The 14267-nt window shown below is 58.0% G+C and carries 15 protein-coding genes; 13 read left to right on the top strand and 2 right to left on the bottom strand.

Annotated features, from left to right (window positions below; translation table 11 throughout):
- Positions 1–6 precede the first annotated feature (6 nt).
- The 12 genes from DW133_RS01280 (at position 7) to DW133_RS01225 (ending at position 12326) form a co-directional block, all read left to right on the top strand.
- Positions 7–1089 (top strand): nitronate monooxygenase family protein, encoded by a 1083-nt coding sequence (locus tag DW133_RS01280; protein ID WP_118274437.1) that lies wholly within the window; start codon positions 7–9, stop codon positions 1087–1089.
- A 137-nt stretch (positions 1090–1226) separates the two neighbouring features.
- The gene (gene dusB / locus DW133_RS01275; RefSeq protein WP_158571084.1) at positions 1227–2243 is read left to right on the top strand and encodes a tRNA dihydrouridine synthase DusB; all 1017 of its coding nucleotides are present in this window, start codon (positions 1227–1229) and stop codon (positions 2241–2243) included.
- A 2-nt stretch (positions 2244–2245) separates the two neighbouring features.
- The gene (locus tag DW133_RS01270) at positions 2246–2554 is read left to right on the top strand and encodes a helix-turn-helix domain-containing protein (protein ID WP_118274433.1); all 309 of its coding nucleotides are present in this window, start codon (positions 2246–2248) and stop codon (positions 2552–2554) included.
- Between the two features lie 16 nt (positions 2555–2570).
- Positions 2571–4127: a bifunctional phosphoribosylaminoimidazolecarboxamide formyltransferase/IMP cyclohydrolase gene (gene purH, locus DW133_RS01265; protein ID WP_118274432.1), complete on the top strand. Its 1557-nt coding sequence runs from the start codon at positions 2571–2573 to the stop codon at positions 4125–4127.
- Between the two features lie 143 nt (positions 4128–4270).
- A complete protein-coding gene (gene tolB / locus DW133_RS01260; RefSeq protein ID WP_233542069.1) occupies positions 4271–5536 on the top strand; it encodes a Tol-Pal system beta propeller repeat protein TolB in 1266 nt (421 codons plus the stop codon).
- A 53-nt stretch (positions 5537–5589) separates the two neighbouring features.
- Positions 5590–6081: a peptidoglycan-associated lipoprotein Pal gene (gene pal, locus DW133_RS01255; protein WP_118274428.1), complete on the top strand. Its 492-nt coding sequence runs from the start codon at positions 5590–5592 to the stop codon at positions 6079–6081.
- Positions 6082–6099: 18 nt separating this feature from the next.
- The gene (locus DW133_RS01250) at positions 6100–6834 is read left to right on the top strand and encodes a YbgF trimerization domain-containing protein (protein WP_118274426.1); all 735 of its coding nucleotides are present in this window, start codon (positions 6100–6102) and stop codon (positions 6832–6834) included.
- Positions 6835–7123: 289 nt separating this feature from the next.
- On the top strand, positions 7124–8776 hold the full coding sequence (locus DW133_RS01245; protein ID WP_118274424.1) for an NAD-dependent malic enzyme: 1653 nt from the start codon (positions 7124–7126) through the stop codon (positions 8774–8776).
- Between the two features lie 102 nt (positions 8777–8878).
- Positions 8879–9829, top strand: a complete 951-nt coding sequence (locus tag DW133_RS01240; protein ID WP_118274667.1) for an ABC transporter substrate-binding protein — start codon at positions 8879–8881, stop codon at positions 9827–9829.
- Positions 9819–10613, top strand: a complete 795-nt coding sequence (locus tag DW133_RS01235) for an ABC transporter ATP-binding protein (RefSeq protein WP_118274422.1) — start codon at positions 9819–9821, stop codon at positions 10611–10613. The genes DW133_RS01240 and DW133_RS01235 overlap by 11 nt, the downstream gene beginning before the upstream one ends.
- Position 10614: 1 nt before the next feature.
- Positions 10615–11397 carry an ABC transporter permease gene (locus DW133_RS01230; protein ID WP_118274420.1) on the top strand — a complete coding sequence of 261 codons (783 nt, stop codon included), beginning with the start codon at positions 10615–10617 and terminating at the stop codon, positions 11395–11397.
- 2 nt (positions 11398–11399) lie between these two features.
- Positions 11400–12326, top strand: a complete 927-nt coding sequence (locus DW133_RS01225) for a ScpA family protein (RefSeq protein WP_118274418.1) — start codon at positions 11400–11402, stop codon at positions 12324–12326.
- On the opposite strand, the gene DW133_RS01220 is transcribed toward DW133_RS01225, so the two are convergent.
- Positions 12315–12839, bottom strand: coding sequence for a phosphatase PAP2 family protein (locus DW133_RS01220; protein WP_118274416.1), 525 nt, complete (start codon positions 12837–12839; stop codon positions 12315–12317). The two genes, DW133_RS01225 and DW133_RS01220, sit on opposite strands and share 12 nt — an antisense overlap.
- A 130-nt stretch (positions 12840–12969) precedes the next feature.
- Here DW133_RS01220 and DW133_RS01215 point away from each other — a divergent pair, with 130 nt between their 5' ends.
- Entirely contained in the window at positions 12970–13269 is a 300-nt protein-coding gene (locus DW133_RS01215; protein WP_118274414.1) for a hypothetical protein, read from the top strand.
- A gap of 33 nt (positions 13270–13302) precedes the next feature.
- Here the strand turns inward: DW133_RS01215 and DW133_RS01210 are convergent, their stop codons facing one another.
- The gene (locus DW133_RS01210) at positions 13303–14202 is read right to left on the bottom strand and encodes a YicC/YloC family endoribonuclease (RefSeq protein ID WP_118274412.1); all 900 of its coding nucleotides are present in this window, start codon (positions 14200–14202) and stop codon (positions 13303–13305) included.
- Positions 14203–14267 lie beyond the last annotated feature (65 nt).

Below are 14267 nucleotides of genomic sequence, written 5' to 3'. Positions count from 1 at the left end.
TGCCAAATGCAATCGATTGAAAACCAAATTCGCGAGCGCGTCGCCCGATTTTTGGAAGTGACGGGTGTGCGCCTTCCTCTGATGAACGCTCCGATGGCCGAAGTCGCAGGCTCCGCTTTGACCGCGGCAGTGTGCCGCGCGGGCGGCTTGGGGATTCTTGCAGGCGACGAACTTTCGCCTGAGGAGCTCGCCGAATCCATTGACGAAGTGCGTCGCCTTGTCGGAGTCAATGCGCGTTTTGCCGTGAATCTACGTGTTCCGCCTGCGAAATCGCCGACATCCGAAGATCGGGAGTGTCAGCGCAAGATGCTTTCGGCGCTCGAAGATCTGGCCGCTGACCTTGGGCTTGAAGCGGGCACACTCGAACCGTTGCCCGACTTTGACGCGCAGTTTGATGTGCTCTTGCAAAAACGAGTGCCGCTTGTGAGCGTCACCTTCGGCGGTTTGCGCGAAGAGTACGACGATCGTCTCAAGCAAGCCAGCATCGCCTGGATGGGCACGGCAACGACCCTTCGCGAAGCCAAGGTGCTGCGCGCCGCCGGAGCAGATATGGTGGTGGTGCAGGGGGTTGAAGCCGGTGGCCCTCGTCTGAATTTCGAATCTTCGGAGGAGGAAGCAGCCATCGGTATGTCGGTTCTTGCGTCGCATGCAGCCCGCGCCACGCGTCTTCCTGTGATCGCCTCGGGCGGCATTGCCGAACCTCAGCAGGTTTATGCGGCTTTGGCAGCGGGAGCAAGTGCCGTGATGGTGGGCTCGGCTCTGTTGCGTACGCCCGAGAGCGCGGCAAGCGAATCCTTCAAGTCGGTTTTGCCATTGTTGTCGGACGTATCGATGCGTTTGACGAAGTGCTTCAACGGTCGCCTGACGCGTGTGTATCCGAGCGAGCTGGTACAGGCGCTTGACGAGGCTGGGCTTACTTACGCTCCGTATCCGTTGCAGCGTGAGGTTATGCGTCCGATTTTGAGAGCGGCCGTTCGGCAGAGGCGGGACGATTTGGCGTGCCTGCCTGCGGGTCAGTCCGCGATGCTTGCCCGTGAAGAACCTGTCGAAGCCGTTGTGCAACGACTGACAAGCTTTGTTCCGCTCTAAAAAATTTGTGAGAACCTCTTACAAACGGACTGCACAGGCCAAGTGCAAAAGTGCAGTCCTGTACAATGGCGGGGATCGTAAACGCTGGGTTTGCGACGCCGTCGGATGGCGTTGACTTTTTCTTTGTTTTCAGTGGGATGCAGATAGGGCCGTATCAGTTGGCAGGGAATTTGGTGCTCGCGCCCATGGCAGGCGTCACCGATGCGGCCTTCCGAGTGATCTGTCTCAGACATGGGGCGGCTTACGCTGTGGGTGAGATGGCCGCTTCCGGCTCGCACCTGCTTCACACCGAAATGACGCGACGCCGTTACACGTGCGACCCCCGCGAACGTTTTGCCGTGGTACAGATTTTGGGAGCCGATCCTGCTGAAATGGCAAATGCGGCGGCGCTTGCTCAGGAGTGCGGCGCGGCGATGGTTGACGTCAATTTCGGCTGTCCGGCGCGCGTGGTCTGCGGAAAAGCGTGCGGGTCGGCTGTGATGCGTGATCCGAAACTTGCCGGCGACATTCTGCGTGCGGTGGCTTCGGCAGTCACGATCCCTGTGTCGGTGAAAATGCGCACTGGGTGGGATGAGGACATGAAGACGTCCGTCGAGATTGCCAAAATGGCACAGGATGCGGGATTTTGTCTGGTGACGGTGCACGGCAGAACGCGGGCGCAGCGTTTTACGGGAACGGTGAACCGAATCGACATTGCCGAGGTGGTGCGCGCCGTGCAGATACCGGTGATTGCCAACGGTGATGTGACAACCCCCGGAGAGGCGCTTGAAATGATGCGACAGACGCAGGCAGCCGGCGTGATGATCGGACGAGGCGCGTGCGGGAATCCGTGGCTCTTTTCGAGGGCTCAGGCGCTCATCGACGGAAAGCCCGATCCCGGAGCCCCGACGGCGCGGAACGTGCACGAGACGCTTGAGGCGCACCTTGAGGCGCTTTTTGACGGTGAAAATTTGGAAGAACCCGGCCGCGAACGCGCGCTTGTGAGGACATTTCGCAAGCACCTGCGGCATTATTTGGAAGGATTTTGCCTCCACGAGGAAGCATTGAGTGCGAAACTTGGACGGATGCTTCGAATGGAGACGCGTGAGGCGCTTTCTGGCGCCGTGACGGATTTTTTTGAAGAGGTGCCCGAGACGGCACATCGAGTCGACTAGCCATGAAGAACGCAACTGACAACACCAAGACGCAGGACCTTGAGAGCATTCTGCAGCCCGGGGTGACTGCCAACGATGCGTTCAATGAACTCGTGGTGTATCGCGTCGAAAGCTATCTGCGCGACCTTGAGGGAGTGCGCGGACTGCCGCTTTACGAAATGATTACGCAAGCCGCTGAACGTCCGTTGCTCGAATGGGCGATGCAAAGAACGAACGGCAATCAGCGCGCTGCCGCAACGCTTTTGGGAATTAACCGAAATACGCTGAGAAAGAAACTCGTCATGCACGGGTTTCCGGCCTCAGGACTTTGAAATTAGAGGAAAAACTATGCGCAAACAAGCATTGATCAGTGTTTCCGACAAAACGGGTGTCGTGGATTTTGCCAAGGGACTCGTGGCTGCGGGTTACCACATTCTGTCGACGGGCGGTACGGCCAAGCTTTTGGCCGAACAGGGCGTGCCCTGCCAGGAAGTGGCTGACTACACGGGCTTTCCAGAAATGCTCGACGGCCGCGTGAAGACGCTCGATCCGCACATCCACGCCGGCATTCTTGCTCGCCGTCCCGTGCCCGAACACATGAAGGCCATTGCCGATCACGGCATCGACCCGATCGACATCGTCTGCGTGAACCTCTACCCGTTCGAACAGACGATCGCCCGTCCGGACTGCACGTTTGAACTGGCTATCGAAAACATTGACATCGGCGGCCCGACGATGATCCGCGCCGCTGCGAAAAACCACGAATCTGTCGCCGTGATCGTCGATCCGACCGACTATGACCGCGTTCTGGCTGAAATCAACGAAAAGGGCGAAGTTTCCGCCGACACGCGTCTGGCGCTTGCCAAGAAGGTCTTCGCACACACCGCTCGCTACGACGGAGCCATCACCAACTACCTCACGAGCTTGGATGAGAATAAGGAACGCACCAAGGCCTTCCCGGACGTCTTCAACCGTCAGTGGATCAAGGCTCAGGACATGCGTTACGGCGAAAATCCGCACCAGAAGGCCGCCTTCTACCGCGAACACATCGTGGCTCCCGGTCTGCTTGCAGGTTTCCATCAGCATCAGGGCAAGGAGCTGTCCTACAACAACATCGCCGACTCGGACGCTGCCTGGGAAGCCGTTCGAAGCTTCGAGACGCCTGCCTGCGTGATCATTAAGCACGCCAATCCCTGCGGCGCTGCCATCGGCAGCAATGCTCTTGAAGCCTATCAGAAGGCCTTCCGCACCGATCCCAAGAGCGCCTTCGGCGGCATCATCGCCTTCAACCGTCCGGTTGATGAAGCCACGGCTCGCGCCATTACCGGCCAGTTCGCCGAAGTGGTGATCGCTCCCGAATTCACTCGCGAGGCTCTTGCCGTCTTTGAGGCCAAGAAGAACCTGCGCGTGCTTACGGTTGCTGCCGGCGACGCGCACAACGACTTTGAATTCAAGCGCGTGGGCGGCGGCCTTTTGGTCCAGACGCTCGATAATCGCATCTGTCCGGAATCCGCTCTGAAGGTCGTCACCAAGAAGCAGCCCACTTCGGCTCAGATCGCCGATATGATGTTCGCTTGGAACGTCGCTCGCTTCGTGAAGTCCAACACAATCGTCTATGCGCACGACGGTATGACGCTCGGCGTGGGCGCCGGCCAGATGAGCCGTGTCGACTCGGCCCGCATCGCCGCCATCAAGGCTGCCGAATCCGGTCTGTCTTTGGCGGGCAGTGCCGCAGCTTCCGACGCGTTCTTCCCGTTCCGCGACGGTCTTGACGTCATCGTCGATCAGGGTGCCACCTGCGTGATCCAGCCGGGCGGCTCGATCCGTGACGACGAAGTGATCGCTGCTGCTGACGAACGCGGCATCGTGATGGTCTTTACCGGCGAACGCCACTTCCGTCACTAAAGAAACAGATTGCGGGAAAAGGGAGGCTGTTTCACTTTTTCCCGATCTTCAAAGAAGGCCGGGTTTGCTTGTAAAACAGCCGGCTCGGCCGGACGAAAAAACGAATAATGAACTCTGACGTTTCTTTTTCCAGAAGAAGTCTGATGGCTGCCGCAGTCGCTGCGGGCGGCCTTTCCTCGCTTCCTGCCTGGGCGCAACTGCGCATCGAAATCACGGGCGTGGGTGCTAACCGCATTCCGCTTGCGCTCGAACGCTTCAACGGGTCGGCCGAGACGGGCATAGATCTGATGCAGGTTGTCAGCGCCGATCTGGCACGCACGGGGGCCTTTCAAATCATCACCGATTCGGCTGCTGAGGCCTCGCTTGAAACGAGCCTGCGTCCGCAGTTTGAACGCTGGACGGAGAAAAAGGCCAACATTCTTGCTACGGGGTCTCTTGTGAAGCTCGCTGACGGACGCTGGGATATCCGCTTCCGTCTTTTTGACGTGGTGGCGGGCTCTCAGATCGACGAATGGTACGCTCTTGCGGGAGACCGTCAGCTTCGCATGGTGAGTCACCGCATTGCCGATCGCATATACGACAAGCTCACGGGCTTGGGCGGCTTGTTTGCTTCTCGCCTAGCGTACGTTGTGCAGCACTCCAAGCAGAGCTACGAGCTGATCGTTGCCGACAGCGACGGCGCCAACGCGCTGCCTGCCTTAAAGAGCAAGGAGCCGATCATTTCGCCCGCCTGGTCGCCTGACGGCAAGCAGCTTGCCTACGTGAGCTTTGAGGCGCGCAAACCTGTGGTGTACGTGCATACGGTTGCCACCGGTCAGCGCCGTGTCGTGGCCAATTTCCGCGGCAACAATTCGGCGCCGGCGTTCAGTCACGACGGTAAGAAACTTGCTGTGGCGCTTTCGCGCGACGGTTATACACAGATCTTCTTGATCAACACGGACGGTTCGGGAGTTCAGCGTTTCTCCAAGAGTCTGGCCATCGACACTGAACCCGTGTTCTCTCCCGACGGTCAGTACCTGTACTTTACGAGCGACCGAGGGGGCAGTCCGCAGATCTATCGTCAGCCTCTGGCAGGAGGCTCCGCGCAACGCGTGACCTTCAACGGCAACTATGCGGTGAGCCCCGCGCTCAATCCGCAGGGAACGGAAATCAGCTACGTGACCCGCTCCAACGGGCGCTTCCGCATTGCTATCATGGATTTGCAGACCGGTCAGGAACGCATTCTCACCGGAAACGAATTCGACGAAAGTCCGTGCTTCTCGCCAAACGGCCGCATCATCTGTTATGCGAGCGAACGCAACAAGAAGGGAGTGCTTGGCACCGTGAGCACCGACGGAGCCGTTTCGGCCTGGCTTACCGCATCGGCCGGCGACATCCGCGAGCCGACGTGGGGGCCGTTGCTCGACTGATGAATTGTGAAGACGGACATTTTTTAGACACTTTTTTCGGAGACAAACGCATCATGCAGTTCTCTAAGATCGCCATCCGCGGTTGCGCCTTGGGTCTTGTTGCCGCCAGCATGCTTCTGGCAGGCTGTTCAAGTGTGCCTCTTGACGAATCCGCCAAGGCCGGTACCACACAGGACGATGCCGCCGCGAAGCATCGCTCGGCTTCCGGCGCCGCTCTCGACAGCAACGCCGTTTACTTTGACTTCGACAGTTACACCGTCAAGCCCGAATTCATGCCGGTGGTCGAAACCCACGCCCGCAACCTGATGGCCAATCCGTCGCGTCACGTGACGGTGGAAGGCAACACCGACAACCGCGGAAGCCGTGAATACAACCTCGCTCTCGGCCAGAAGCGCAGCGAAGCTGTCAAGCAGCGTTTGCAGCTCTTGGGCGTGCCCGCCTCGCGCATTGAAGCCGTGAGCTTCGGCCGTGAAAAGCCTCGCGCCCTGGGTGACACGGAAGAAGCTTGGGCGCAGAACCGTCGTGCCGACATCGTCTATCGTTAATCACCGACGGATCCGTTCATGCTGATGAAGAAAAATTGGTTGGCCTCTCTGGTGATTGCGCCGGTAATGCTCGCGGCCTCTTTGCCTGCGCACGCCTTGTTCGGCGATGATGAAGCCCGCAAGGCTATTCTTGATTTGCGCGAAAAGGTGGAGGCGGCTCAAAACGCGCAGCTGATGTTGCAAAACCAGATCGAAGCGCTGCGCGAACAAAACGCTCGTTTGATCGGCCGCGTCGAAGAGCTCTCCAACCAGCTCACGCTGGAGCAGCGCTCCAATCGCGACCTGTACACCGATCTGGACAAGCGTATGGCCGAACTTGAACCCGCTGACGTGGAGCTCGACGGGCGTACCGTGCGCGTTTCGGCTGAGGAACGCCGTCTCTATACGCTTGCCGTATCGTCCTTTTCCCAGGGCAAGTATGAGGAAAGCGAGGCGCTTTTAAGAACGCTCACCGCCAATTATCCGCAGACCGGTTACATGCCCGCCGCGCTTTTCTGGCTTGGTAATTCGCTTTACGCTTCGGGTGAACTCAAGCAGGCGCTTGAAGTCGAAAACAAGCTTCTGAAAGAGTTTCCGAAGGATGCTCGCGTGCCGGATGCGTTGCTGACGAAGGCCGCGGCTGAAGTGGGCCTCGGGCAGCGCACCAACGCTTCCAAGACGCTTCAGAAAATCATCAAGGAGCATAAGGACGCGCCGGCAGCCAAAGTGGCCCTGGAGCGACTTAAGAGCCTTAACGCCAAAAAGAAGAAGTAAGGCAAGCCTCGATAGGAGACTCCGCCGATGGGTGCACGGGAGGAAGGTTCTCGTGCGCCCATTTGCTTTTCGTTGCGTTTCGGGCGCAGTGAGTCGGTATTTTCGCACCATAGCTGAGATACAATCGACAAAGGAGTCGGCAAAAATAGGCTTGAAAGGTTTTGCCGAGCTCTGTTTCTTGCCTGATTGAATTGCCGACTGCACAGGAATGGCGCCCTTCGGGCGCGGCTTTTTCCTGTCCTGAAGACGCCTTCAGATTTAAAACGAAAACCTCGAGCCTGAGAACAAAATGAACTACTGCAGTGATAGCGAAATGCGCGGCGTGAGTCTGTTGCGCAATCCTTGGTTTAACAAGTGCTCAACCTTCAGCGAAGAAGAACGCGACCGCTACGGCCTGCGCGGCCTGTTGCCCCCTCGCGTCTCGAGCGTTCAGGAACAGATCAGCCGCCTGGAGGAAGTGATTGCCTCCCAGCCGACGGCTCTGGGCAAGTACCTGATTTTGGACGGCATCCATTCGTCCGATGAAATCGCCTTCTTCCGTCTGGTGATCAAGAACATCGAAGAATACATGCCGCTCATCTACACGCCCACCGTCGGTGAAGCGTGCCAGAAGTTCAGCCATATCTTCCGCTATGCCCGCGGTTTGTACGTTTCAATCAACGATCGCGGTCGCGTGCGCGAACTCATCAAGAACGTGCCCACGCACAATGTGGAGATGATCGTGGTGACCGACGGCCAGCGCATTCTGGGTCTCGGTGACCTGGGTATCAACGGCATGGGTATTCCCATTGGCAAGCTCGCGCTCTACACCGCTTGCGCCGGCATCAACCCGCAGCACGTGCTGCCTGTGACGCTTGATGTGGGCACCAACAACGAAAACTACCTCAACGACCCGCTCTATCTTGGCTTGCAGCAAAAGCGAGTCGACGGCGAAGAGTATTACGCACTGGTGCAGGAATTCATTGAAGCCACTCGCGAACGCTGGCCCAATGTGGTGATCCAGTTCGAGGACTTCCAGAACACGCACGCCTTTGAACTGCTCGAACGCTGGCAGGACAAGATCCCGTGCTTTAACGACGACATTCAAGGTACGGCCTCGGTGTCTGTTACCGGTCTGTACTCTGCCATGCGCGTCAAGGGCGAAAAGCTCTCCGAACAGCGCGTGCTTTTCCTGGGGGCAGGGTCGGCGGCAACGGGCATTGCTCATCTGATTGCCGACGCTATGGCCGAAGAAGGCCTGCCGCGCGAAGAAGCCTTGAAGCGCATCGCTCTGGTTGACTCCAAGGGCATGGTGAGCTCGCGTCGTTCCGACACGCTTGCTGCCAACAAGTTGCCGTTTGCGCACGATCTGCCGCTCGCGGGCAATCTTCTTGAGGCCGTCAAGGTCTTCAAGCCTACGGCTATCATCGGCGTTTCTGCTCAGCCCAAGACGTTTACAAAGGAAGTGATCGAAGAGATGAGCGCTCTGAACGAACGCCCGATCATCTTTGCACTTTCCAATCCGACCTCCAAGGCCGAATGCACGGCCGCGGAAGCGTATCAGTGGTCGGAAGGCCGCGCGATCTTCGCTTCCGGTTCGCCTTTTGCTCCGGTGAGCTGCGGAGGCAAGACATTTGTGCCGCGTCAGGGTAACAACAGCTACGTGTTCCCGGGCATCGGCCTGGGCTGCGTGATCGCTCAGCCGACAATGATCCCGACGGGCGTGTTCCTTACGGCCGCCAAGCGTTTGGCTGAGCTCGTGAGCCAGTCGGATCTTGACAATGGTTCGATGTATCCGCCGTTGAGCCAGGTGCGCGAACTGTCGGCCGAGATTGCCGCTGCCGTGGCCGCGTACCTCTACAACAAGGGACTCGCACAGGCTGAACGTCCGACCGACATTCTGGCCGCCGTGAAGGCCACGATGTGGTCACCCGAAGACCCACACTTTGTTTGTGGCGAATAATCCTTTAGAGTTACGGGTTAACGCGAAGGGGCCCCGCGCCGAAAAGCACGGGGTTTTTCGTTGAGAGCATCTCCGATCAATCTGACAAACAAAGATTCAACCATGCACATGCAATCGACATTCAAAACGATCCTCTGCAGCCTGCTTTGTGCGGGCTGCGCCTGCGTGTCTGCGCAGACGCTTCGTATTGCCACGTTGCCCGCGGCCGACTCCATCGTGCTCGATGTGGCTGTCAACGAAGGGCTCTTTAAGAAGGAAGGGCTTGACGTACAGACGGTCCCTTTCAAGAGCGCGCTTGAAGTGGGGGCTGCCATGCGTGCCGGGCAGCTTGCCGGTCATTTCGGTGACCTGATGAATGTCTTTACGCAGAACGAAACGGGAGCGGCTCAGGCCGTTGTGATCACCACGACGCACACCACTCCCGCACAGCGCGCCTTCGGCATGGTGGTTTCGCCCAAGCACGTCGACAAGATCAAGTCTCTGAACGATCTGAAGGCTACGCCCACGGCGATGAGTGCTTCGACTATCATCGACTATCTGCTCACCCGAATGCAGGAAACAGCCGGCGTCAAGCCCGAGGCGCTCAAGAACATGGAAGTGCGTCAGATTCCGATCCGCTTGCAGATGCTTTTGAGCGGCCAGATTGAAACGGCGCTCTTGCCCGAACCGCTTGTGACGGTTGTCGAAAAGAAGGGCGGTCGCGTGATTTGGGACGACACGAAACTTGATGAATCGCTTGCCGTGGTGGCGCTGCGCCAGCCCTATCTCGACGACAAGACCGTGACGGCTTTCCGCAAGGCTGTGGCCGAAGCCGCCCGCAAGATCGAAGCCGAACCCGATAAGTACCGTGCGCTCATGGTGCAAAAGCGTCTGATCCCGCAGCCCGTGGCCAAGGACTACAAGATGGTCCGCTTCTCGCTTTTCGGCCGTGAAGATGGTCTGCCGCCGCTTCCGACGGCCGAAGATGTCAAGCGTGTGGGACAATGGATGCTTCAGCGCGGCATGATCAAGAAAGTGCCGTCTTACGAGGAGGTCATCTACGTTGGAAAATAAGCGCGCGTTGTTTGCGCTTCAAGCAACGGACTTGTCCGTGGGGCGCCGCGGACAGGCCTTGCTATCGGGCGTGAACTTCACATTGCAGCCGGGCAGTTCTCTGGCTGTGATCGGCGAGTCGGGCTGCGGCAAAACCACCCTGCTGCAGACGCTTGCCGGGGTTTTGCCTGCCGTGGCGGGAGACGTGTCGTGCCGAAGCTCGGAGAGTGCAGGCAAGCCCGTCAACGCCATTGTCTGGCAGAATCTGGCGCTTTTCCCGTGGCTCACAGTGGCGGGCAATCTGGCTTTGCCTTTGAAACTCAAGAAGGAATACGGTATAGCCGAGCGCGTGCGCGAAATGCTCGCCGAGCTTGAGCTCGAAGGCCTTGAGCGGCGCTTCCCTGCGGCGCTCTCGGGCGGACAGCGCCAGCGTCTGGCTCTCGGTCGCGCGCTCATTGCCAAGCCCGACGTGCTTTTCATGGACGAGCCGTTTTCGGCGCTCGACGCCGTTTTGCGCGAACATCTTCAGCACTTCTTAAAACAGCTGCGCGAACGTCACCCTTGCACGATGGTCTTTGTGACGCACGACATCGGTGAAGCCGTTTATCTTGGCCAACACATCATGCTTCTGGGGGCACGCCCATCGCGCGTAGCCGCCTTCGGCGCCAATCCGAGCTTTACGGACGACGCCAATGTGGATGTGCGCGGAACGGATGCCTTCTATGCCGTGCAGCGCCGCCTGCACAACGCCGTGGCGGCGGTTCGCGCGGGCCAGGAACTGCATTTAACCGATGGGGCGTGGTGAGATGAGAGAAGGAACTTTTCAAAGAGGCGCTCTTATTTTGCTGCTGCGCTACACGCTGGCGTTTTTTCTCATTGGACTTCTGTGGGAAGTCGCTTCGCGCGCTGCAGGCGAAGCGTTGCTGCCTTCTCCGGTGACGACGGCTCTTCTCTTTTTCCAGTCGTTGGCTGACCCCGTTTATATCGGGCATATGATCGTAAGCCTCAAGCGTTTGATCTGCGGCCTTACGGCCGGTGCCCTTCCCGCGCTTTTTCTGGGACTTTTGCTCGGACATCTCAAAAAGGCCGATTGGCTGGGCGCGCCGCTTGTCTATACGACATTTCCGTTGCCCAAAATCGTGTTGTTGCCGGTGTTTTTTCTTTTTCTGGGTCTGGGCGACGCTTCCCGCGTTCTTTTGATTGCGCTCACGACGGGCTATCAGATGATCGTGATTGTTCGTGCGGCGGCGCTTTCGCTTGATCCCGTCTATGAGACGGCCATCACTTGTATGGGGGCGGGACGCTGGGATCGAATCCGTTACGTTTATTTGCCTGCGGCATTGCCGGCGTTTCTGACAAGTCTGAAGGTCGCCTGCGGCACGGCCGTTGCCGTTCTCTTTTTGGCCGAGAGCTTTGCTACGACCACGGGGCTGGGCTTTCTCATCATGGACGCCTGGGGTGTGGGCGATACGCTGGCGATGTTTAACGGCATTCTCGACATGAGCGTCATCGGGCTGCTTCTCTACGCTGCCGTGTGGCTTTCCGAAGTGGTGCTTACGCCCTGGTGTCGCGCTGTGCAGCTGCACTAATCATGACCTCGAACGCCGCACAGCCCAAGCAACTCAGCCTTGCCGATTTAATGGATACCGGCAATGCGCAGGATACGACGCCGGAAGCAATTGACGGCGTAGCCTTTGCGCGTCTGTACGGTGAGCCGCTCTTTAAGGTGCCTGAGGGTTTGTACATTCCGCCCGACGCACTGCGTGTGTTTCTGGAAAGCTTCGAAGGCCCGCTGGATTTGCTCTTGTATCTCATCCGACGGCAAAAGTTCGACATCATGCAGATTCCGATGGCGATCGTTACGGAACAGTACATGAGCTATGTGGAGCTGATCCGCGAAAGCAATCTGGAACTTGCGGCCGAATATCTTGCAATGGCCGCGCATCTCATGCAGATCAAAAGCCAGTTGTTGCTTCCTGTGACGCACGCCGATACCGGCGAAGAGGTTGCCGATCCGCAGGCCGAACTTGCCCGTCGTCTGCTTGAGTATGAAAAGATGAAGATGGCGGCTGCCGAAATGGATCGCGTTCCGCGAAATAGCCGCGACTTCCTGCGAGCTTATGTGCTCATTGAACAAGCACAGATCAAACTTTTGCCCGAAGTGAGCGCCGATGATCTGAGGCTTGCCTGGGACGGCATTCTGCGCGAAGCCAATCTCAAGGGACACCACAAGGTGTCGAAGCAGGAACTTTCCGTGCGCGAATTTATGAGCGCAATTCTCAAACGCCTGTCGACGCAGCGGTTTGTGGAATTTCAGGAGCTTTTTGAGCCCGAGGCCGGTCGTTCCGTTTGCATCGTCAACTATCTCGCGCTTTTGGAGTTGGCTAAGGAAGGACTCATTCGCATCACGCAGGCCGTTCCCTTTGCGCCGATCTACGTATCTGCGGCACCGATGCGGTCTTCTGACGACACTCAGGATCTTTTCAGCTCCAGTGCTCCGACAGCGTCAGAGGCCTAAACGCTCCTCGAAGACCGATTTGGTAAAAGCTGCGGCAGCGGCGGCTGAAACGGTGCCGACCAGTATGCCGACGGCGACGTCACTGGGCCAATGCACGAAGAGGTACATCCGTGACCAGGCAATGAGAACGGCAAGTGTCAGAAGTCCCATGCCCCATTTGGGGTGAAAGATGCCGAAGGCAACCGCGGCTGCAAAGGAGGCGGTGGTGTGGCCGGATGGAAAAGACGGATCGGTGGGACAGACCATGAACAGGTCTTCGGCGTGCAGTTCACAGGGGCGAAGGCGATCGACCATGGGTTTTAGGAGCACGTTGCAAATCAGAAACCCTGAGAAAAGTGCAATGCCGATGGTGCTGCCGATGCGGCGAAACCCCGGAAAGCACAGCAGGAAAAGCCCCAGCGCGATCCAGACGAGTCCCGCGTCGCCCAAGTGCGTCACGGTCTGCCAAAAGACGAGGGCTTCGTCGCCACCGAAGCTCTCGCGGATATTGCGCAAAATCTCAACTTCAAACATAGGAAATCAAAAGGATCCGTCCGGATGCCTCAGATGCTAGGTGCGCCGACATTGCCAGGACTTAGAGTCGGCGGATTTCGATACAATTTGAGCGGTTTTGCAAAGAGAAATAGTTAAGGACTCCGGACGCATGGCGAGCAAATACGCGGCGCAATATATCGAGCGCGCCAAACGGGAAGTGAAAAATTTCGAAGTGGCCTGTCGGGTGCTGCGGTTCGATCCCGAAAAGGAATCCGACTTTGATGCGATCGTCACCTCGATGGTCGGCATCGGCCAATTCGGCACAATTCGCCTCGCGCGCCGTTTCCCGTTCGTCACCAATGAAGAAGAGTTTTTGATGGTGGCGGAAGTGGGTCTTCACTTCTACTGGATGACGCTTGATTTCTGGCAAGAAATTCGACAGAAGCAAGGTGCGGCGCAGATTTTCTAGCCATTGACTGCGCCGCCGGCTGAATACGAACGATTACTCAATGTTTTGCAGTTGCTCGCGCATCTGATCAATGCAAAGCTTGAGCGCAACGGCCGCATCGGTCATTTCGATGGCGGCCGATTTGCTGCCGAGCGTGTTGGCTTCGCGGTTCATTTCCTGAGTGACGAAATCCAGGCGACGGCCGGCCGCACCGCCTTCCTTGAGAATGCGGCGCACTTCAGCAACGTGCGTGCGCAAGCGATTGATTTCTTCGGCCACATCCATTTTGAGCGCATAGAACGTCACTTCCTGACGAATGCGATCCGACACTTCTTCCGGACTGATTGAGCTCGCGTTCGAAAGCGTGGCACCCAGTGCTTCCTGAAGGCGCTGTTCGAGCTTTTCCTTGAGATTGCGGTGAATGTCGGGAATGCGTTCGGCCACCGCTTGTACCACTTCTTCGATGGTGTCGCAGTTTTTCGAGAGAATAGCAGCAAGCGCTGCACCTTCGCGTTCACGCGAAGCGTTGAAAGCCTGCAGAGCGTCGCGCAGGATGGTCGCAACACTTGCGTTCAATTCGTCCTGATCGACCTCGGGCGAATTGAGAATACCCGGCATCTGCAGTATTTCAGATACCGACATGGGGGCGGCGTCAGGATTGACCTTGAGCACTTCCTGCTGCAGCGTGAGCACATTGGCGAGAGCTGCCGCGTTGATGCCCGCGCCTGACGTTTCGGCTTGCTTGAGGCTTGCGCGGCACTCCAGCTTGCCGCGCTTGACGGCCGCAGAGATGACCTCGCGAACAGCGGGTTCGGTCGCTCGCAGTTCCTCGCACAGACGAAGCGTGAGGTCAAGAAAACGCGAGTTGACGCCGCGAAGTTCAACGGTCATGAAGCCGAGCGGGGTTTGGCCTTGCGCGGTCGCAAAGCCGGTCATGGAACGAATGCCGGACATAACAAAAGAGATGACAAGGACGGTTGCAAAAAAGTAAGCCGCAGGATTGGTCTTGCGGAGGCCTA

The sequence above is a fragment of the Sutterella sp. AM11-39 genome, from assembly GCF_003472385.1.
Lineage (GTDB): Bacteria > Pseudomonadota > Gammaproteobacteria > Burkholderiales > Burkholderiaceae_F > Duodenibacillus > Duodenibacillus intestinigallinarum.
The sequence above is the reverse complement of the archived record's forward strand: the minus strand, read 5'-3'. Positions and strand labels throughout refer to the sequence as shown.